This window comes from Mesorhizobium sp. 128a (genome assembly GCF_053848025.1).
The window spans coordinates 446,567-464,772 of the sequence record NZ_JBSPKY010000002.1 but is presented as its reverse complement, the minus strand read 5'-3'; the positions used below and the strand labels follow the sequence as shown (position 1 = coordinate 464,772).

19 protein-coding genes and 1 tRNA gene are annotated in these 18,206 nt (G+C 61.7%); 12 read left to right on the top strand and 8 right to left on the bottom strand.

Annotated features, from left to right (window positions below):
- Nucleotides 1-5 precede the first annotated feature (5 nt).
- Nucleotides 6-947: an AraC family transcriptional regulator gene (locus ACWTU9_RS06000; RefSeq protein WP_455857487.1), complete on the bottom strand. Its 942-nt coding sequence runs from the start codon at nucleotides 945-947 to the stop codon at nucleotides 6-8.
- Nucleotides 948-1,073: 126 nt separating this feature from the next.
- Between ACWTU9_RS06000 and ACWTU9_RS05995 the strand changes: the two genes are divergently transcribed.
- Entirely contained in the window at nucleotides 1,074-1,967 is an 894-nt protein-coding gene (locus ACWTU9_RS05995; protein WP_455857486.1) for an SDR family oxidoreductase, read from the top strand.
- A gap of 6 nt (nucleotides 1,968-1,973) precedes the next feature.
- Here the strand turns inward: ACWTU9_RS05995 and ACWTU9_RS05990 are convergent, their stop codons facing one another.
- Nucleotides 1,974-2,348, bottom strand: a complete 375-nt coding sequence (locus ACWTU9_RS05990; protein ID WP_455857485.1) for a hypothetical protein — start codon at nucleotides 2,346-2,348, stop codon at nucleotides 1,974-1,976.
- 509 nt (nucleotides 2,349-2,857) lie between these two features.
- On the opposite strand from ACWTU9_RS05990, the gene ACWTU9_RS05985 reads away from it, so the two are divergent.
- Both ACWTU9_RS05985 and ACWTU9_RS05980 read left to right on the top strand, forming a co-directional pair.
- The gene (locus tag ACWTU9_RS05985; RefSeq protein ID WP_454572890.1) at nucleotides 2,858-3,157 is read left to right on the top strand and encodes a DUF1236 domain-containing protein; all 300 of its coding nucleotides are present in this window, start codon (nucleotides 2,858-2,860) and stop codon (nucleotides 3,155-3,157) included.
- A 72-nt stretch (nucleotides 3,158-3,229) separates the two neighbouring features.
- Nucleotides 3,230-3,427 (top strand): hypothetical protein, encoded by a 198-nt coding sequence (locus tag ACWTU9_RS05980; protein WP_455857484.1) that lies wholly within the window; start codon nucleotides 3,230-3,232, stop codon nucleotides 3,425-3,427.
- 98 nt (nucleotides 3,428-3,525) lie between these two features.
- Here ACWTU9_RS05980 and ACWTU9_RS05975 read toward each other — a convergent pair whose 3' ends face one another.
- Nucleotides 3,526-4,572 (bottom strand): class I SAM-dependent methyltransferase, encoded by a 1,047-nt coding sequence (locus tag ACWTU9_RS05975; protein ID WP_455857483.1) that lies wholly within the window; start codon nucleotides 4,570-4,572, stop codon nucleotides 3,526-3,528.
- A gap of 276 nt (nucleotides 4,573-4,848) precedes the next feature.
- Here ACWTU9_RS05975 and ACWTU9_RS05970 point away from each other — a divergent pair, with 276 nt between their 5' ends.
- Nucleotides 4,849-6,828: a putative bifunctional diguanylate cyclase/phosphodiesterase gene (locus ACWTU9_RS05970; protein WP_455857482.1), complete on the top strand. Its 1,980-nt coding sequence runs from the start codon at nucleotides 4,849-4,851 to the stop codon at nucleotides 6,826-6,828.
- 741 nt (nucleotides 6,829-7,569) lie between these two features.
- Nucleotides 7,570-8,169, top strand: coding sequence for a hypothetical protein (locus ACWTU9_RS05965; RefSeq protein ID WP_455857481.1), 600 nt, complete (start codon nucleotides 7,570-7,572; stop codon nucleotides 8,167-8,169).
- Between the two features lie 703 nt (nucleotides 8,170-8,872).
- On the opposite strand, the gene ACWTU9_RS05960 is transcribed toward ACWTU9_RS05965, so the two are convergent.
- From ACWTU9_RS05960 to ACWTU9_RS05950, 3 genes are all read right to left on the bottom strand, one after another.
- On the bottom strand, nucleotides 8,873-9,409 hold the full coding sequence (locus ACWTU9_RS05960) for a hypothetical protein (RefSeq protein WP_455857480.1): 537 nt from the start codon (nucleotides 9,407-9,409) through the stop codon (nucleotides 8,873-8,875).
- 16 nt (nucleotides 9,410-9,425) lie between these two features.
- Nucleotides 9,426-9,647, bottom strand: coding sequence for a hypothetical protein (locus ACWTU9_RS05955; protein WP_455857479.1), 222 nt, complete (start codon nucleotides 9,645-9,647; stop codon nucleotides 9,426-9,428).
- Between the two features lie 69 nt (nucleotides 9,648-9,716).
- Nucleotides 9,717-9,806 (bottom strand) — tRNA-Ser (locus ACWTU9_RS05950).
- A 368-nt stretch (nucleotides 9,807-10,174) separates the two neighbouring features.
- On the opposite strand from ACWTU9_RS05950, the gene ACWTU9_RS05945 reads away from it, so the two are divergent.
- From ACWTU9_RS05945 to ACWTU9_RS05935, 3 genes are all read left to right on the top strand, one after another.
- Nucleotides 10,175-10,885 carry a 50S ribosomal protein L21 gene (locus ACWTU9_RS05945; RefSeq protein WP_454572914.1) on the top strand — a complete coding sequence of 237 codons (711 nt, stop codon included), beginning with the start codon at nucleotides 10,175-10,177 and terminating at the stop codon, nucleotides 10,883-10,885.
- A gap of 100 nt (nucleotides 10,886-10,985) precedes the next feature.
- The gene (gene rpmA / locus ACWTU9_RS05940; protein ID WP_015315190.1) at nucleotides 10,986-11,255 is read left to right on the top strand and encodes a 50S ribosomal protein L27; all 270 of its coding nucleotides are present in this window, start codon (nucleotides 10,986-10,988) and stop codon (nucleotides 11,253-11,255) included.
- A gap of 135 nt (nucleotides 11,256-11,390) precedes the next feature.
- A complete protein-coding gene (locus ACWTU9_RS05935) occupies nucleotides 11,391-11,978 on the top strand; it encodes a GNAT family N-acetyltransferase (protein ID WP_454572915.1) in 588 nt (195 codons plus the stop codon).
- Between the two features lie 185 nt (nucleotides 11,979-12,163).
- Here ACWTU9_RS05935 and ACWTU9_RS05930 read toward each other — a convergent pair whose 3' ends face one another.
- Nucleotides 12,164-13,027 (bottom strand): endonuclease/exonuclease/phosphatase family protein, encoded by an 864-nt coding sequence (locus tag ACWTU9_RS05930; RefSeq protein ID WP_455857478.1) that lies wholly within the window; start codon nucleotides 13,025-13,027, stop codon nucleotides 12,164-12,166.
- Nucleotides 13,028-13,197: 170 nt separating this feature from the next.
- Here ACWTU9_RS05930 and obgE point away from each other — a divergent pair, with 170 nt between their 5' ends.
- Both obgE and proB read left to right on the top strand, forming a co-directional pair.
- Nucleotides 13,198-14,229 carry a GTPase ObgE gene (gene obgE / locus ACWTU9_RS05925; protein ID WP_455857477.1) on the top strand — a complete coding sequence of 344 codons (1,032 nt, stop codon included), beginning with the start codon at nucleotides 13,198-13,200 and terminating at the stop codon, nucleotides 14,227-14,229.
- 2 nt (nucleotides 14,230-14,231) lie between these two features.
- Nucleotides 14,232-15,359, top strand: coding sequence for a glutamate 5-kinase (gene proB / locus ACWTU9_RS05920; protein WP_455857476.1), 1,128 nt, complete (start codon nucleotides 14,232-14,234; stop codon nucleotides 15,357-15,359).
- A gap of 19 nt (nucleotides 15,360-15,378) precedes the next feature.
- Here proB and ACWTU9_RS05915 read toward each other — a convergent pair whose 3' ends face one another.
- Nucleotides 15,379-15,867: a hypothetical protein gene (locus ACWTU9_RS05915; RefSeq protein ID WP_455857475.1), complete on the bottom strand. Its 489-nt coding sequence runs from the start codon at nucleotides 15,865-15,867 to the stop codon at nucleotides 15,379-15,381.
- Between the two features lie 78 nt (nucleotides 15,868-15,945).
- Here ACWTU9_RS05915 and ACWTU9_RS05910 point away from each other — a divergent pair, with 78 nt between their 5' ends.
- Both ACWTU9_RS05910 and ACWTU9_RS05905 read left to right on the top strand, forming a co-directional pair.
- Nucleotides 15,946-17,226: a glutamate-5-semialdehyde dehydrogenase gene (locus ACWTU9_RS05910; protein WP_455857474.1), complete on the top strand. Its 1,281-nt coding sequence runs from the start codon at nucleotides 15,946-15,948 to the stop codon at nucleotides 17,224-17,226.
- A 204-nt stretch (nucleotides 17,227-17,430) separates the two neighbouring features.
- Nucleotides 17,431-18,063 (top strand): nicotinate-nucleotide adenylyltransferase, encoded by a 633-nt coding sequence (locus ACWTU9_RS05905; RefSeq protein WP_455857473.1) that lies wholly within the window; start codon nucleotides 17,431-17,433, stop codon nucleotides 18,061-18,063.
- Nucleotides 18,064-18,206: the final 143 nt, after the last annotated feature.

The following is an 18,206-nucleotide window of genomic DNA, read 5'->3' as shown; positions in this document are numbered from 1 at the left end:
TCGCGTCAAGCGGCTTCGCGTTCGCCCTGCGTCGGCGAGGCCATCTCCAGGCGCCGGCCGTATTGCCGCGGCGAACAGCCCATGACGCGCTTGAACGCCGTGCTGAAGGCGCTTTCGGATTCATAGCCGAGCGACAGCGCAATGACCGACACCGGATCGCCCGAATGCATCAGCCTGTCGCCGGCAAGCATCATGCGCCAGCGCGTCAGATAATCCAGCGGTGACGCACCGACCGTCTGCTTGAATTTCAGCGCAAACGTCGAGCGCGACATGCCGGCGCGCTCCGCCAGTTTCTGCAGCGTCCAGGCATGCGCCGGGTCCTCGTGCATGGCGCCGATCGCCGCGCCGATCTGCCTGTCGGTCAGCGCGAACAGCCAGCCGACGCTGTGCCGCGCTTCCATATGCAGGCGCAAGGCCTCGATCAGGATCATGTGGGCGAGATGCTCGACGATGAGAAAGCCGCCAGGTCGCCGCTGGCGCAATTCCTGCATCATCCGCTCCACCGGCCAGCGCAGTGCCGAATGGTCGCTCTCGGCGCGGATGTGAACGATGGGCGGCAGCATCCGCAACAGTATGCCGGCATGGTCGCCGGACAGCGCGAACCGGCTGCTGACCAGCAGGAAATCGCCGCCGCCATTGTGGGTGGTGATGCCTCCGGTGCGCGCCGGTGAGAAGATCGTGCTTGCATCGACCGTCGGCAGGCCGAGATCGCTGGCAAGCCGGAAAGGCCGGCCGCGCGGCAGCAGGAAACAGTCCCCGACGTCCAGCCGCACCGCGTTGGCGACGCCCTCGACCGACAGCCAGCATCGGCCTGACACCACGGCACCGCATTTGATGGCGGCCTGCTGGTCGGGGAACTGGATCGCCCAGTCGCCACCGGCTTCCAGCCCGGCCGAGAGGTAATTGCGCGGCTTCAGCAGCGACAGCACGTCTGACAGCGGATCCAAGAGCGTTCCCGGACGATTGCGAAGGTATCTCGGATTTTACAGCATAGATCGTATGATCTCAACCAATTATCTCCTTCAGCAACGGGTTGCCTGCGTGCCCTTCGATAGAAGCCAAGGAGAACCATCATGCGTGTGTTCGTTACCGGCGCCACCGGTTTTGTCGGTTCGGCGATTGTCCGTGAGCTGCTTGATGCGGGTCACAAAGTGCTCGGTCTCGCGCGCTCGGAAGCGGGTGCGAAGTCGATCGTCGCCGCGGGAGCCGAGACGCATCGCGGCGATATCGAGGACCTGGACAGCCTGCGCAGTGCCGCTGCGCAAGCGGACGGCGTCATCCATACCGGCTTCAATCACGATTTTTCGAAATTCGCCGCCAGTTGCGCGGCGGACCAGCGCGCCATCGAGACGCTCGGCGCGGCCCTGGAAGGGTCCGAGCGGCCGCTGCTTGTCACCTCCGGGCTCGCCGGATTTGCGCAGGGAAGGCCAGCGACCGAAGACGACAAGCCCGCGCCTCCATCGGCCTCCATGCCGCGCGCTTCGGAAGCGACGGCCATGGCGCTCGCCGCGCGCGGGGTGCGCGCATCGACGGTGCGGCTGGCGCCGACCGTCCATGGCGACGGCGACCATGGCTTCGTGCCGATGCTGATTGCCATTGCGCGTGAAAAGGGCGTCTCGGCCTATATCGGCGACGGCGTGAATCGTTGGGCGGCGGTGCACCGGGTCGACGCCGCCACGCTGTACAGGCTGGCACTGGAGAAGGGAGCCGGCGGCGCGAGCTATCATGCGGTTGCCGAACAGGGCGTGGCGACCAGGGAGATCGCCGAGACAATCGGTCGCCGCCTCAACCTGCCGGTCGTTTCCAAGAGCCACGAGGAGGCGGCCGGGCATTTCGGTTTCCTCGGCCATTTCATCGGCAGGGATCTGTCTGCGTCAAGCGCGCAGACCCGCAACGCGCTTGGATGGTCGCCGACTGGGCCGGGGCTTATCACCGATCTCGACCGTGCTCGCTATTTCGAGACCTGAACGAGGTCAGGGCCAGCTGCGTTGCATTGCATTGAGGGACAGCCAGGCGATCAGCGGCAGCGCCAGCAGCGCGGCCAGACGTAGCCCCGCCGAACGGGCCGCGTCCTCGTCCTGCCGCAGGAGCCGCCGCGCCAGCTGTATGGCGCCGAGCAGAATGAGCACGGCGTAGAGGCCGCCCGCAGCCCAGACGAGTTGCTCTCCCGTCACCGGAACGCCTGTCCGGTTCAGTGCCTCGCCGATGGCGGCTCCCGGTATCGCGACGAAGAAGGTCCCCGCGATAGCGATCAGGAAGCCGATCATCCCGCCGGGGAAGGGTGTTGCCGACAACGCGACAACCACTGCCAGCAGGATGAGCAGAATGAAGAATGCGCGCTGCGACAACTGTCGGGAAACTCCACCCACTGACGACTGAGTAACAGCAAAGGCTTAGAAATCCGTTCGCGCCACTCCGTCTGGTGCGCGGCTCGTCGAGGCGGCATTGATTATGTCCCACATATCGTCAACCGAACGTAGGAGGAGCGGCCGATCTATGAAGGTCTCTATGTACCATCGCCCCAGGCGCCGGAAGAGACATAGCGGCGCCGACCGCGAGATGTCAGCCAAGGACTATTCCAATCACGAGGTGACCGCGCCGCAAACATAGGTGCGAGCAACCATCGCGCTTGGCTAACACTTCTATCCATTTGATTTGGCCGAACTATTTGCAACAGGCGTCGAAGCGAGAAGTTCCACGCAAAAATGCGGGCAAGACCGTTGCGTGTTTTCGATCGGACTTAGGTCCTACGGTATCCAGACTGAAGCCCAGTCCAGGGAACGTTTGAACTCGCTCGAGGTTGGCCTTTCGAGCACAGGGCATGGCGTCCTGCGCCAATCTCATGAAGGAGGAAACTATGAGAATGTATCTCACCGGCGCTGCCGCGACTCTTTTGTTGTTGGCAGGCATCGGCGCAGCCGCGGCGGAAGACATCATCATCCAGCCTGAACAGGAAACGGTGATCCGCACCTATGTGAAGAAGCAGCCGCTTGCTTCAGTGAAGATTCCCGGCGTGGAACTCAACATCGGTACAGCGCTGCCCGATACGGTCGAGCTTCACGAAATTCCCGACGTCAAGTATCGGTACACCGTGGTCGACAACCGCACGGTCATCGTCGATCCCGGCACTCACAAAATCATCAAGGTCTACGACTGACCACCTGCGGTTTCCTGGTCCGAGCCCGTTGCCTTCGTGGCGACGGGCTCTCACGTCAAATGGATAGACATCATGTTGAAAGCCGAGACTGGAAGATCCGACACCTTAGGGACCCGCATCGCCGACCTCAAGGCAAGGATGCTGGACGCGCAGATTACAAAAGGCGAAATGCAGACGTTTCAGAAGGTCGCGGCCATCATGGAGTGCGGCCAGGGCCGCATTGATGGCGACGACCTCATTGCTGCATCGTTCCTTGCCGGAACATCGTAGAGCATCAACTCCCTGAGTGACCATTCGGTATCCATCGCGCGTGGCAGGCCGCACCTTGTTACGCCGATGCGCGCGCGACCTCCGGCGCTCGTGCCCAGTTAGAGGTCGTCCCTCCTGACCTTGCCGTAGACGATATTCCGGTTCGAGCCATAATATACCTGCGCTTCGAAAGAACTCCCGCCGAGGGCGGCATTGATGATGTCCCGCATATCGTCAGCCGAACGCAAGATGAGTGGCCAATCCATGAAGGTCTCCATGTAACCATCCGTCGTGATCTCGTCGCTGAAATTGGCAAACAGGAATTCGCCACCCGGCTTGACGAGTTCCATGGCTCTTTGCAGCAGGCGCACGCCAGTGGCACGCGGCAGGTAATCGTAAAGCCCCGATGCGTAGACGAGATCGAATGTGCCAAGGGCGTAGGCGCGGCGCAGAATGCCGCGTACAGAGCCCTGGATTGCCTCGACTGCCGTGCCGGCAAAGTCGTGGTTCACAGTGGCTACGCTGACGGGGTCCTGGTCCAGGCCGATCCAACGGTGCAATTTACGCTTGGCCAAGGCGTCGGAGCGTTCGGCTTCCCTGAGGTGGCCGCAGGCAATCGCCAGCACCTCCGCCTTTTCCACAGTGCTGGCCGTCCCGTCCACCGTCCTGGCCAGAATATCCCGCCGCTCGCGCCCCGCCACCGAACTGGCAGCTTCGCTGGTGTACGCATAAATTTGCCGACCAAGCGAGGTCGATGAGGCCACGATATCGGCGGCTGTGGGATGCTTGTAGTAAATGTCCAGCAGCCCTGCATCGCCAGAATACCCACGAGGTTTTTCGACCGACCAACGTGTGAACGGGTCCTGGATCAAATATTCCGCGACGCGGTGCTGCTGAGCCAAAGGGACGAGTTTCTGCCAGACCGCGGGGGCAACCTGCCGGCGAAGCTTGTGGAGTCTGCCTGCCAGGCGGTGGACGGTGAGGGCGGCCGGTTTGCGCCGCGCGAAGGCCTGATAAGCAAGGTCCAGTATCAATGCGAGCTGGACCGCGCTGTTCCTCAACTCGTCGGAGTCGGCCGTCCCTTCATACGTATCGGCATGTTTTTTCATCAGCCTTGTGGTGACGAGGCTGTATTCGTCGAGCTGCAATTTTGGGTCGATAGGCATGCCGTTTACCCTCTGGTTTGCCCCCCGGCCCACGTCAAACAGCATAGTGTGTTGCTGCATGACGCGAACTATTTTAATAAAACTTTAGTAAAACTTTAGTAAAACTTTAGCCAATTGAGCGGTCATCCGCCTCCTGAACCGGCTAAATCCGAACCGCCTGTTTACCGTCGGTTAGCGACATCCGACTTTTCTTGCGGACAGTGGTGCCTTCATTCTCCGATGGCGGGCGACCTCGGCTATTGCATTCGCTACTGCAGATCGCGGAGGAGCGTTGCAATGCAACTGAGTGAGGACGTTGCCCAGAAGGTGGCGGCTGCAATTGCACGCCCGCGGTGGCATTCGGCCGATCCGGAACTGCTGGCACTGTTCCTGCAGAAAGATGCCGATAAAAATCGCAGTCTCGTGCGATGGGGAATTGCGGCTGCTGTATTCAGCTATGTGGCCTATGGCCTCTTCGATTGGTTTCTTTTTCCGGATATCGCGGATCGGCTTCTTTTGACCCGCGTTACGCTAGGGATCACGTCCCTGGCGCTTGTCGAATTTGTCGCCCGGCGAGGCTTCGCCCTTGCCACCTTGCACCTTGTAGCAGCACTGGCGATTGTCTCCGGTGCCCTTGGATGGCTCGTCTCCGCTCGTGGAACAGAGCATCAGGATGCCCTCTCCCATTTCATGGTTTTTGGCACCGTATTCATCCTGGGTGCGAATTTGTTCTTCAACTTCCGGTTCTGGCTTTCGGCCATAGCCTCCGCGACGGTCGCTGCAAGCTTTGCGTACGCCGCGATGTTCTCCCTTCAGGCCGACATGGCGGGCCGGGTTGTGCTGTCGGCCTATTTCGTGAACTGCCTGGTGCTGTCGCTTTATCTTTCCTGGCGACTGAGCCTGGAGCGGTACCAGACGTTCCTGCACGCACTTCGGGCACAGATTCAGGAGCAGGCTGCTATCCAGAAGGGGCAGAAGCTAACCGAAATCGCGGATACCGATCCGCTCACGGGAATGAAAAACCGGAGAGCGATCATTCGAGAATTCTCGGAGCTGCGCGAAGACTGGGTCGCGGACGACGACGAGATAGGCCTTATTTTGATCGACGTCGACTACTTCAAAAGGTTCAATGACGGACTTGGTCATCAGGCCGGCGACGATTGCCTGATCAAACTCGCCCACGTCCTTTCCGAGATGGCGGCTGCGAACGACGCCGTCGCGGCCCGCTATGGCGGAGAAGAATTCGTCATTCTCTGCAAGGTCACCGGACGGGCTCACCTCCATGAAATAACGCAGCAATTTTGCCGGGCTGTGGAGGATTTGGAGATCTACCACCCCGATCGGGGCGACAAGCTCAACATTGTCACGATCAGTGCCGGAGCCTCGTTGACGCGCGCCGATCAGAGCATAGAACTTAGAATCCTGCTGCAGGAAGCTGACCGCGCACTCTATGCGTCCAAGTTTGCGGGTCGGGCTACGTTCACAATTTACGACCCGCACGCCGCTGGCCGGGATCGCTCCGGCGAAAATCTTTCGGAACTGCTGAAGCTGGCGGTTTCCAGCCAACTCGTTTCTGTCGCTTACCAGCCAATTTGCGACCTGGCGTCTGGACGAGTGCTGGGCCACGAGACCCTGATGCGGGTATGTGACTTCGACGGCACCATGATCAGTCCGGCCGTATTCATACCCGTTGCCGAGCAGACCGGAGCGATAGTGGAACTGGGTACGTGGCTGATCGATCGAGCCTGCGGTGACATGGCGGAATACGGATTGGGCTCGGTCGTGACCGTGAATGTATCTGTTCTTCAGCTCAAGGTTCCCAACTTTTCACTCCGGATCACCGAAATCCTCAGTCGGCATGGCCTTGCGCCCCAGAAACTGGCCATCGAAATCACCGAAGGCAGTGACATCTTTCTGGAGGCGCAAGCGGTAAGAAACGTGGAGCGGCTGCGAAAATTGGGCGTTCAGATCTGGCTGGACGACTTCGGAACGGGATTTGCTGGCCTTACATGGCTCCGCCGTTTCAAATTCGACGTGGTCAAAATTGATCGCAGCTTCCTCCACGATTGCCAGACGTCTCGTGGCTTGAGCCTGTTGCGGGACATGGTCGGACTGCTTCGCAATCTCGGCCATGTCGTGCTCGCCGAGGGCGTTGAAACCGAAGAGCAATACATGTTGCTGCAGCGCCTGGGGGTGCACTTGATGCAGGGCTTCCTCACCGGGCATCCGGTCCCGATCGAAGACGTAAACCAAATCAGGCAAGGCCTCGTTGCCTAGAGCACGTCATCGTTTCACGGAACGGCGAAATGCCCCATCTCTTTGATTTCACCCACTTTCGGGCGGAAAACCGTTTCACACTTTTCCTGAAATTGCTCCAGTAGCCGCCAATCGAAGATCGGCACGACGATTTAACGGGAATATTCCCATGGCGGGAAGAAGTTTCCGCCGGGAAGTGCCACCACAACAAACGCTTCCCTCGGAAAGCTCCGCGACCGCTTTGGCACCCATGCGCCCGCGGTGGAATGGGATCTGAAGCCAAAGCTGAAATGCGAAGTTTGCCAGTCGAAAGATGTCGGCCTGATCTACCCGCCGGATTCAGCCAAGGTGTCCGCCATGGCCAGAACCTGTATTCGAAGGCGAAGGAAACCCAGTTCTGGCTGCTCGCTTATGAGCAGATGAGCACACGCGGGATCAACTTCTTTGACCGATGGATGGCCGAACACCTGCCGAACGCATAACGGACGATCCTGTCGCTGTGAGCGACCTCGTAGACGAGATCGAGGCAATGCTTCACCGCGATGGCAGCTTGGCGGACTGACGCCAGGGGCCCGCGCTGCTCGCTATGGCGCGGCCAGTGTATATCCATTTAAAATTTTAGGAAAATCCTTAAAAATCATTAACCACGTCGGTGGAAAAGCGATGCCATATTAGAAACTCAAAATGTAGCTGCACGTAATATTAGATGGCGGCCGGCATGGTTGGGGCTGCCTCAAGCGCAACGACAAACAGGAGAGTGTTATGGCTTCGATCAGCAAAACGTTCACCAGCATGTTGGCAGGTGGCGCAGTGATTTTCATCCTTTCGATGCCGGCAATGGCCGACAGTGGGATTGGTGTCGGCGCGGGCGCTTCGATTGGCGGCAGCGGCGGCGTCAATGCAGGCGCAGGCGCATCCATCGGTGGAAGCGGTGGTGTAAACGCCGGCCTTGGCGCATCAGTGGGCGGGTCTAACGGTGTTGATGCTGGTGCGGGCGTTTCGGTTGGAGGCGCAAACGGTGTCGGCGCTGGCGCAGGAGCCACAGTCGGCGGGGCGAGCGGAGTTACCGCTGGTCTGGGCGCTAACGTTGGCGGTGCTGGCGGCATCGGCGCTGGCGCCGGTGTCGGCATAGGCAATGGCATTAACGTTGGCGCTGGGGTCGGCGTCGGAGGGACTGTCCCCGGCACGCTTGGCACCCCCGGTACACCTGGAACGGTGACGCCCGATATACCAGGAGTTGTTGCACAGATGTCGACCAGCCAGATTAGCCGGATGAAGAAGCGCTGTGCGGATGTGCTTAGCAATGGCGCCAGCTACGACGCTGACTTGCGTCAACTCTGCTTGCTGATCTCGCGCCGCTAAGCGATCTAACCGGAACGGGTAGGGCAACAGGCAGGAGGCCAATGGCACTCTCCGGCCTCCAGCCCGTCAGAGAGCCCACCGCTCACGCCGTGGGCTTTTTGGTTCCTGTAAGATGTGTTTGTCCGGCGTCGGTGCAACGGCGTCCATCTTCTCGCAAAGGTCTTCCATCGATCAGAGCGCCTGAGACACGCCAGCGGCCATCACCGGCGTCATTCTCAGCGTCTGGCTTGGCCGACTGACCGACGCGGGGCTATATCGGCCTGAGGGCAAAAGGCTGGGCTGTTCGCAAGATCAACTCGCCGGGCGAAGACCCCACGACCTCAAGCCCGGCGAGCCTATGCCTGATCACAACGCGCGATCAGGGCCGGGATTAGCCGGCGGACATTGCGGTGCAAGGTCGATGCCTGCTTTTCGTTCCAAAATGGCACAACGTAGGGGATAGCCGCGCTCGCCGGGTTCCTTTAAGGGATGACTAATATAACGCTCGGTCTTAGCCGGTGGGTTGCCCACACCCAGGCGCCGCCGGTCAGGCTCGGCGGCCATTCCCGTCCACACCACAGGCTGCCGGGCCGCTTACGTTTTGCAACGCATTGACGCCCCAGGCCAACTCGCGAGGCGATGGTCTTCGCGCTACTGCGCGTTTGACCTTCGGCAAATCTGCTAGAAGAGGCCCGCCACCTTCGGTGGTGGGTCTTTTTTTAGCTCAGCGACTTGCTGCGACTGTTTTAACTGGTCCCCACATTCCCCCTGTAAAACTGTCAGAATCGGCGATCTGCAAGATGTTTGGCAGGTCTCTTTGATATTTTTCTCCGAACCAACCTTCATATTCGATCTGGATCGGAAACTCGGCCTGCGCCTTCCAAAAGCTTTGCCGCGGATCTCGATGGGTTAGACCAAAAGAGCATGATGTTCGAGCGCCGTTTTGGAGGAGACGGATCACGCTGGCAGGCTCGAAACAAGCCAACCATTGGCCCTTGTTCTCGTCGTTGGCTCCGGCGCCAAGGGCCCCCTCAAGCGCTGTCTGGTCGCGAATGAGGAGCTTTATATTCTTTGCCGGGATCGATCCGGAGTTAAGGATGACCAGGTTGTAAGCAATCCCCTCGTTGCCGCCGTGGTGCGTCTCAACCATTGCCGTCACGATCGGCCGGAACTGGCGATACCAGAAAAAGATCGAAAAGCCGAGCGCCACCATCGAAACGAGCAACGCGATGGTGGCGACTGCGAGATTGATCAAGTCCATGCGCTGTCCCTCAAACCTAGCGCGACAATCGCAGGAAAGAATTTGCGCCGAATGTGGCCAGCTTCTTTTCAGTCACCAGCGCTTTGCCGTCCCAGTAGAGTTCCCCAGTCTGCTTATGGATGCCGAGCAGAGTGGTTCCATCGATGCTGATGGCCTTGACGCCGGCCGGCCATTCCGGAGGCGATGGCTCGGAAATGTGCCGGTTCCTCCGAATTTCAGCCCAGTCAATTTTAGCCATTTCGTCTGTCCGCTATTTTGTGCGTAAGAGAAGAAAATCGACAGATTATATAAGTAAAACAATTGGTAATGGCGGAGAGGGAGGGATTCGAACCCCCGATGGGCTTGCACCCATGCCGCATTTCGAGTGCGGTGCATTCGACCACTCTGCCACCTCTCCGCGGTCATGGTCGGCCGTTGCCGGCGCGGCGCACTAGATAACGGCTGGGCGGGCAGGTTACAAGGCCAAATCCGCGGGGAAATTCAGCTTACTGTGGGGGCTCTGCCGGGAGAGCTGTGTTGCGGCCGCGTCGACAGGCGAGGCCGACCAGCCTTCGACCGCAGGGATCGGGTGCGACAAGCAGCCAGCATGGCTAAGGAATCCGGCCGTTTGCCTTGACTTCACCCAAACCTTCGGTTAGGGGAAGCGCGCAATCGGCGTGGAGGGTTCTTCCGCGCCGCTTGTTTTTTGAACCCGCAGACTGACAAAAAGACGGCCGAACCGCTGACGCGGTTCATCAAGGCCGACCGAACAGCGAAAGGCAAAAAATGTTCGCAGTCATTAAAACGGGCGGTAAGCAGTATCGCGTTGCCGCCAACGATCTCCTGAAGATCGAAAAACTCGAAGCCAATGTCGGCGATATCGTCGAAATCGGCAGTGTTCTCGCGCATGGCGAGGGCGAGAATGTCACCTTCGGCGCCCCGTTCGTCGATGGCGCTCTGGTCACGGCGGAAGTCGTCGAGCAGGGCAAGAACCGCACCGTTATCGCTTTCAAGAAGCGCCGCCGGCAGAATTCGCGCCGCAAGATCGGCCACCGCCAGCTTCTGACCACCGTGCGGATCGCCGAGATCCTGCTGGGTGGCGCCAAGCCTTCCAAGAAGGCCGCCGCCAAGCCGGAAGCCAAGGCTGAGGCAAAGGCTGAAGTCGCTGCCGAGGCGAAGACCGAGGCCGCGCCGAAGGAAGCCAAGGCCAAGAAGGAAGCCAAGGCTGAGGCTGCCCCGAAGGCGGAAGCCAAGGCTGAGACCGCTGTCGCTGCGCCGCTGTTCAAGGCGCCGAAGGGCGAGCCGGACGATTTGACCGTGATCAAGGGCATCGGCCCGGTCGCCGCCAAGGATCTGGCCGAGCAGGGCATCATCACCTTCGCGCAGCTGGCCAAGCTGACCGACAAGGATGTCGCCAAGATCGACGAGCACATGCCCTTCAGCGCCGACCAGATCAAGGACTGGCGCGAGCAGGCCAAGGAACTGGCGAAGAAGTAAAGCGAACCGGCGACAAGGTCGCCGGATCGGACTTGAAACGGAACGCGAACGCGTTCATAAGACCATTCAAGCGCCCCCAGGGCGCATCGGAGTTAGTTAGATGGCACACAAGAAAGCTGGCGGCTCGTCGCGCAACGGTCGCGACTCGCATTCCAAGCGTCTGGGCGTGAAGAAGTTCGGCGGCGAAGCCGTCATCCCGGGCAACATCATCATCCGTCAACGCGGCACCACCTGGCATCCCGGCGTCAATGTCGGCATGGGCACGGACCACACCCTTTTTGCGCTCGAGACCGGCGCAGTCACCTTCAACAAAAAAGCCAACGGCCGAACCTACGTATCGGTCAATCCGATTACCAAAGCCGCGGAGTAGCCGGTTCCGCACTATAAAACCGGCGCCCATCTCGGGAACCGGTGTCTGGAAGCCAAAAGGTTTGGCAAATCCAGGAAAAGGATCAGGGGAGATGGGTTTTCCATCTCCCCTTTTTTCTTGCCTGGAGGACTGAAAATGGTTGCCGAAGCGGAAGACACCGAAGACGAAAGTTACGCGATAGACTGCCCGACGCTGGCCACGGAGCGGCTGGTGATGCGGGCGCCCTGCGAAGCCGATATCGCGCAACTGGTCGAGCTTGCCGACAACCGTCATGTCGCCGAAATGCTGGCCCGCATGCCGCACCCCTATGGGGAGGCCGAGGCGCGCGCCTTCCTGGCCATGACCCGGTCGCGCCGCGCCGGCATTGCCTATGCGCTGACGCTGGCCGGCACCGACACGTTCGTCGGCTGCGCCGGCCTCAACATGACCGATCGCGGACTGGAGCTCGGCTACTGGATCGGCGAGCCCTACTGGAAGCGCGGCTATGCGACGGAGGCCGCGCATGCGCTGGTCGACCTCGCTTTCCAGCGGACGTCGACGCAGGTGCTGCAGGCCTCGACCAGGGTCATCAATCCGGCCTCGCGCAGGGTCATCCACAAGTGCGGCTTCCAGTATGCGGGCCAGGGCATGCTGAACTCGATCGTCGCCGGCCAGGTGCCGGTCGAGCGGTATAGGCTGGATCGCAAGACGTGGATCAGCCTCCGCAACTGGGTCCACTTCTAGGTGGGTCGGTATTCAGGTGATGCCGGCCTGCAAACGCTGGTTTTCTGCGCTTCCGGTGCTCACGTACTTCAAGTACGCTCCGCTCCGGTTCTCGAAAACCAGCGTTTTCGACTCGGCCTAACCTGAATCTCGACCCACCTAGCGCTCGGCCCGAATTGAGGTCCGAAAAGTCTTCGGCCGCAGGCTCAGCCCATCTCTACCCAGACCGGCAAGTGGTCCGAGCCGACGGCTTTCTGGTCGACCCACAGGCGCTTCAGCGAGCCGGCGAGCGAGGCTGAGGTGAAGATGTAGTCGATGCGTTTGTGGCGGCCTGCGTCCTCGGGCCGGTTGGGGTCGACCCAGGTGACGAGATCCGATGCATCGAGGCGCTGGGCGACATCGACGGCGAGATCGGCGGTCAGCGGCATGCCGAACTCGTGGTCCGGGCGGCCGACGAGTTCGACATACTCCGAGGAGCCGGGCAGCATGTTGAAGTCGCCCATGACGATGAAGGCTTCGGGATAGGGCAGGTCAGGCAGGCCGATCTCGGGAATGCCGGAGAGACCGCCGCCCTCGAGGGCATAGTTCAACAGGCGCTGGCGCAGAAAACGGATCTGGCTGGCGCGCTCAACCGGACTGCGATGGTCGAGGTGGGTGGAATAGAAGCGCACGAAGCCGAGCGGGGTCTCGATCAGCGCCTCGAGCGCACCGCGCTGGAAGTTCATCGCCTCCAGGCTGCGACTGCGCGGCAAAAGCAGATTGCGCGACAGTTGGATGGGCGTCTTCGACAGCACCATGTTGCCGAGCTGGAAGGTTGTGGTGATGGCGCGGCCTTCCTCCAGGCGCGAACCGACATTGACCTCGAAATTGCTGCCATAGGCGGCAAAATACTCAGGCAGCGCCTCGCCGATCTCGGTCACCATGTCGCGGTTGCCGTTCCTCGGGTTGTTGCGGGTCACTTCCTGCAGGGCAATCACGTCGGCGCCGCGCACCGCGTCGGTGATGCGGCCGAGATCGTATCGGCCATCGAGCCCGATGCCGTACTGGATGTTATAGGTGACAACCTTCATTCCCGCCCCCCTCACGCTCCGTCCCGCGAACACAGCTACTGCGTCCCCGGCAAAAGGGCATCAGGCGCTTTAGTCGCAAATCGGCCTCGCCCTTCGGTCCGCCTTGGTTTAGAGCAAGGCGCAAGGTTAGAGCAAAGCCGCAAGGCCAACGGCAGAAACTGCGTAGTCCAATGAAATTTCTCGATCAAGCCAAGGTCTATATCCGCTCCGGTGACGGCGGCGCCGGGTCGGTGTCGTTCCGGCGCGAAAAGTTCATCGAGTTCGGCGGCCCGGATGGCGGCGACGGCGGCCGCGGCGGCGATGTGTGGCTGGAAGCCGTCAACGGGCTGAACACGCTGATCGACTATCGCTACCAGCAGCATTTCAAGGCCAAGACCGGCGTCCACGGCATGGGCCGCAACATGACCGGGGCCAAGGGCGCCGACGTGACGCTGAAAGTGCCGGCGGGAACCCAGGTGTTTGCCGAGGACAATGAGACGCTGATCTGCGACCTGACCGTGGTCGGCCAGCGCTACCTGCTCGCCAAGGGCGGCAATGGCGGTTTCGGCAACCAGCATTTCAAGACCTCGACCAACCAGGCGCCGCGCCGCGCCAATCCCGGCCTGCCCGGAGAAGAGATGAACGTCTGGCTGCGGCTGAAGCTGATTGCGGACGCCGGCCTCGTCGGCTTGCCCAATGCCGGCAAGTCGACCTTCCTGGCGGCGGTGACCGCGGCCAAGCCCAAGATCGCCGACTACCCATTCACCACGCTGCATCCCGGCCTCGGCGTTGCCCGCATCGACGCGCGCGAATTCGTCATCGCCGACATACCGGGCCTGATCGAAGGCGCACATGAGGGCGTCGGCATCGGCGACCGTTTCCTCGGCCATGTCGAGCGCACACGGGTGCTGCTGCACCTGGTCTCGGCGCAGGAAGAGAACCCGGGCAAGGCCTACAAGACCGTGCGCGCCGAACTCGAAGCGTACGGCAACGGCTTGACCGACAAGGTCGAGATCGTGGCGCTCAGCCAGATCGACATCCTCGACGCCGATGAACGCAAGAAGAAGGCCGCATCGCTGAAACGCGCTGCCGGCCGCGCGCCGATGTTGTTGTCGGCAGTCACCGGCGAAGGCGTCGAAGCGGTGCTGCGCGCGCTGATGGCGGTGGTTGGCGAAGCGCGCGACAGGGCTACGGCCCCCGCCGAGACCCGCTGGAATTCATAACAATGACGGCGCAGTCGCTGACAAAATACCGGCGCATCACGGTCAAGATCGGCTCGGCCTTGCTGGTCGACCGCACCAGCGGGCTGAGGCGCGACTGGCTGGCCTCGCTTGCCGAGGACATTGCGGTGCTGGCCAATGGCGGTGCTGAGATTCTCGTTGTTTCGTCCGGCGCCATTGCGCTCGGCCGCACCATTCTGGGGCTTGGCAAGCGGGCATTGAAGCTCGAAGAGAGCCAGGCGGCAGCGGCTGTCGGGCAGATTGCGCTGGCCGGCGCATGGTCGGATGCGCTGGGCAAGGGCGCGCTGAAATCGGGCCAGATCCTGCTGACGCTCGGCGACACCGAAGAGCGCCGCCGCTACCTCAATGCCCGCGCCACGATCTCGACGCTGCTCAAGATGAAGGCGGTGCCGGTCATCAACGAGAACGACACGGTGGCGACCTCCGAAATCCGCTATGGCGACAATGACCGGCTGGCGGCGCGGGTGGCGACGATGATGGGCGCCGACCTTTTGGTCCTGCTCTCAGACATTGACGGGCTCTACACCGCACCGCCGGCGCGCGATCCCGCTGCAAAATTCATTCCGGTGGTCGACCGCATCACGCCCGATATCGAGGCGATGGCGGGTGCTGCCGCGTCCGAACTGTCGCGTGGCGGCATGCGCACCAAGCTCGATGCCGGCAAGATTGCCACGGCCGCCGGCACCGCCATGATCATCACCTCCGGCACCAGGCTGTCGCCGCTGATGGCGATCGAGCGCGGCGAGCGCGCCACCGTCTTCAGGCCGAGCGCCAACCCGGTGAAGGGCTACAAGACCTGGATCGCCGGCCAGCTCGAACCGGCGGGGCGGTTGACCGTCGACGCCGGCGCCATTGGCGCGCTTCTGTCGGGCAAATCGCTGCTGCCGGCCGGCGTCAGGCTGGTCAGCGGCAATTTCTCGCGCGGCGACACGGTGGCGATCCTCTCGCCCGAAGGCCGCGAGATCGCGCGCGGGCTGGTCGCCTATGATGCCGCCGATGCCGTGAGGATCGCAGGCCTGAAGACCGCCGAGATCGAAACCGTGCTCGGCTACGAGGCGCGCTCTGCGATGATCCACAGAGATGACCTTGTGGTGAGCGGCACCACCGGCTGAGATGCCAGCAGGCGCGTTATTATTTCTCAGCTTCAGGCGGCCATTTGGGCGGATTGCGGTACATCTTCAGAAACTCCTGCCGCATTTTCAGAAGCTCACCGCACCCTCCTAACTCTCCTTCGATAGCGGCCTTGGCGCGTCGATCCACTTCAGCCTGGGGCATATCCTTCTCTTCTCCGAAGGGGATATCGCGGATGATAGCGTCGGCCGTCATTGCTTCTGCGCCCTTTTCCTCTTCCGTCCGTTTTTTAAACTCCGCCTCAAGCCGAGCACGCGGTCCACACCCATGGATTTCCTCAACAACGACGAAGATCTGGGAAGGCGGTGTCGGCGGTGCGCCGCAATAGCGCTCGGCGAGCGCGAAGGACACTATCGTGGCCATCATGGTCATGGCTTTGCCGTCGGGACTCTCGCCGGGTTCGATCTTGTCGTCGCAATAATCGGCGGCGCGAACGCCTGTCGGCAAGAGCATCGCTCCGAGCGCAACCAGGATTATGGCTCTGTTCATTCTGCCCCCTCAGCCTTGCGGCCATTGCCGCGAAGGCCAGCCGCGTGTAAATCCACCAGGCTTCACCGGAGCGGTCAGATGCTGAAAAAACACCAAGGCGATGATGTAGTCAGTTTGATGGCCGATATCGGCCGCCGCGCCCGCGCTGCCGCCCGACCGCTGGCCATCGCCACCACCGCCGCCAAGAACGCCGCGCTGCTGGCCATGGCGGATGCGATTGTCCGTCGCGAAGCTGAAATACTCCAAGCCAACGCCATCGACGTCTCGAATGGCCACGAATCGGGCTTGTCCTCCTCCTTCATGGATCGGCTGAAGCTCGATCCGGCGCGCATCCGCGCCATGGCCGAAGGTATCCGCGAAATCGCCGCACTCAAGGATCCGGTCGGCGACGTCATCGCCGCATGGGACCGTCCCAACGGCCTGCATATCGAGCGCGTACGCACGCCGCTCGGCGTCGTCGGCGTCATCTATGAGAGCCGACCGAACGTGACGGCGGATGCCGGTGCGCTCTGCCTCAAGGCCGGCAATCCGGTGATTTTGCGCGGCGGTTCGGATTCGCTCAATTCATCCGCCGCCATCCATGCCTGCCTGGTCGAAGGGCTGAAGGCCGCCGGCCTGCCGGAAGATGCCATCCAGCTGGTGCCGACCACCGATCGCGCCGCTGTCGGCGAAATGCTGAAGGGGCTCTCCGGCAATCTCGACGTCATCATTCCACGCGGCGGCAAAAGCCTGGTCGGTCGGGTGCAGAGCGAGGCGCGGGTGCCGGTATTCGCTCATCTCGAAGGCATCTGTCATCTCTATATCGACGGCTCGGCCGATCTCGACATGGCGGTGAAGATCGCCGTCAACGCCAAGATGCGCCGCACGGGCGTCTGCGGCGCCGCCGAGACGCTGCTGGTCGACCGCGCCGTCGCGTCCACCCATCTGGTACCAATCCTCGACGCGCTGCGTGCCGCCGGCTGCGAAATCCATGCCGATCTCGAAGTGATGAAGCTGTTCGACGACGCCAAGCCGGCGACCGATGGCGACTGGGTGACCGAATATCTCGACGCCATCATCGCAGTGAAGCTGGTCGAAGGCATCGCCGGCGCTATCGACCATATCGAAACGTTCTCCTCGCATCACACCGAGGCGATCATTGCCGAGGATGCAAAGGCGGTGGAGCGCTTCTTCAACGAGATCGATTCGGCGATTCTCCTGCACAATGCCTCGACCCAGTTCGCCGATGGCGGCGAGTTCGGCATGGGCGCCGAGATCGGCATCGCCACCGGCAAGATGCACGCGCGCGGGCCGGTCGGCGTTGAGCAGCTGACCTCGTTCAAATACCGCGTGCGCGGGTCGGGACAGGTGAGGCCTTGATGCCGGTCGTTCACAAGGCCTGAAGCTTGCATCCAGGCACCCCCCTCTGTCCTGCCGGACATCTCCCCTGCAAGGGGGGAGATCAGATGTCTTTACGGCTTTCGCCAATCTCCGGCGTGGGAAGAAGCGCGTTATCGATGGAACTGCCAATCTCCCCACCTGCGGGGGAGATGTCCGGCAGGACAGAGGGGGGTGCCTAGCGCGATGCTATCCACGTCGGCGCCTGCCATCCCCTCGCCCTATCTCCGCATGCCGCACGCCGAAAAGGGCCTCGCCGTCGGCCTGTTCGGCGGCTCGTTCAACCCGCCGCATGCCGGCCATGCGCTGGTGGCCGAGATTGCGCTCAGGCGTCTGGCGCTTGACCAGCTGTGGTGGATGGTAACGCCGGGCAATCCGCTGAAGAACACGCGTGAACTGGCACCGCTCAGTCACCGCCTGGCCCAGTCTGAGCAGATCGCCAAGAACCCGAAGATCAAGGTCACTGCCTTCGAGGCGGCGCACCATATCCGCTTCACCGCCGACACGCTGGCGCTGGTCAAGGCGCGCAATCCGGGTGTCGATTTCGTCTGGATCATGGGCGCCGACTCACTTCGCGATTTCCATCGCTGGCAGCGCTGGCGCCAGATCGTCATGACCTTCCCGATCGCCGTCATCGACCGCCCGGGCGCAACCCTGTCTTTCCTGTCTTCCGTCGTTGCCAAGACCTTCGATTATGCCCGCGTCGACGAGGGCGACGCACCCAGGCTTGCCCGCATGAAAGCGCCGGCCTGGACTTTTATTCACGGCCCGCGCTCGTCGCTGTCGTCGAGCGCTATTCGCAGGCAAGCGAAGGGGTAAGGGCTGATTTCCCCTTCCCCCCTTGTGGGGGAAGGTGTCGCCGTAGGCGACGGATGAGGGGTGTTCCAGGGAACGCCGACGCCTCACTCCGCTGGAACACCCCTCATCCGTCTCGGCGTTGTCGCGCCGATCCACCTTCTCCC

What these genes read in the sequence shown, in the direction of transcription:
- rpmA (WP_015315190.1), top strand. Translation starts at nt 10,986, where the DNA reads ATGGCACACAAGAAAGCTGGCGGCTCGTCGCGCAACGGTCGCGACTCG.
- ACWTU9_RS05985 (WP_454572890.1), top strand. Translation starts at nt 2,858, where the DNA reads ATGAGAATGTATCTCACCGGCGCTGCCGCGACTCTTTTGTTGTTGGCA.
- ACWTU9_RS05995 (WP_455857486.1), top strand. Translation starts at nt 1,074, where the DNA reads ATGCGTGTGTTCGTTACCGGCGCCACCGGTTTTGTCGGTTCGGCGATT.
- obgE (WP_455857477.1), top strand. Translation starts at nt 13,198, where the DNA reads ATGAAATTTCTCGATCAAGCCAAGGTCTATATCCGCTCCGGTGACGGC.
- ACWTU9_RS05960 (WP_455857480.1), bottom strand. Translation starts at nt 9,409, where the DNA reads ATGGACTTGATCAATCTCGCAGTCGCCACCATCGCGTTGCTCGTTTCG.
- ACWTU9_RS05970 (WP_455857482.1), top strand. Translation starts at nt 4,849, where the DNA reads ATGCAACTGAGTGAGGACGTTGCCCAGAAGGTGGCGGCTGCAATTGCA.
- ACWTU9_RS05955 (WP_455857479.1), bottom strand. Translation starts at nt 9,647, where the DNA reads ATGGCTAAAATTGACTGGGCTGAAATTCGGAGGAACCGGCACATTTCC.
- ACWTU9_RS05910 (WP_455857474.1), top strand. Translation starts at nt 15,946, where the DNA reads ATGCTGAAAAAACACCAAGGCGATGATGTAGTCAGTTTGATGGCCGAT.
- ACWTU9_RS05945 (WP_454572914.1), top strand. Translation starts at nt 10,175, where the DNA reads ATGTTCGCAGTCATTAAAACGGGCGGTAAGCAGTATCGCGTTGCCGCC.
- ACWTU9_RS05905 (WP_455857473.1), top strand. Translation starts at nt 17,431, where the DNA reads ATGCTATCCACGTCGGCGCCTGCCATCCCCTCGCCCTATCTCCGCATG.
- ACWTU9_RS05980 (WP_455857484.1), top strand. Translation starts at nt 3,230, where the DNA reads ATGTTGAAAGCCGAGACTGGAAGATCCGACACCTTAGGGACCCGCATC.
- proB (WP_455857476.1), top strand. Translation starts at nt 14,232, where the DNA reads ATGACGGCGCAGTCGCTGACAAAATACCGGCGCATCACGGTCAAGATC.
- ACWTU9_RS05930 (WP_455857478.1), bottom strand. Translation starts at nt 13,027, where the DNA reads ATGAAGGTTGTCACCTATAACATCCAGTACGGCATCGGGCTCGATGGC.
- ACWTU9_RS05965 (WP_455857481.1), top strand. Translation starts at nt 7,570, where the DNA reads ATGGCTTCGATCAGCAAAACGTTCACCAGCATGTTGGCAGGTGGCGCA.
- ACWTU9_RS05915 (WP_455857475.1), bottom strand. Translation starts at nt 15,867, where the DNA reads ATGAACAGAGCCATAATCCTGGTTGCGCTCGGAGCGATGCTCTTGCCG.
- ACWTU9_RS05935 (WP_454572915.1), top strand. Translation starts at nt 11,391, where the DNA reads ATGGTTGCCGAAGCGGAAGACACCGAAGACGAAAGTTACGCGATAGAC.
- ACWTU9_RS05975 (WP_455857483.1), bottom strand. Translation starts at nt 4,572, where the DNA reads ATGCCTATCGACCCAAAATTGCAGCTCGACGAATACAGCCTCGTCACC.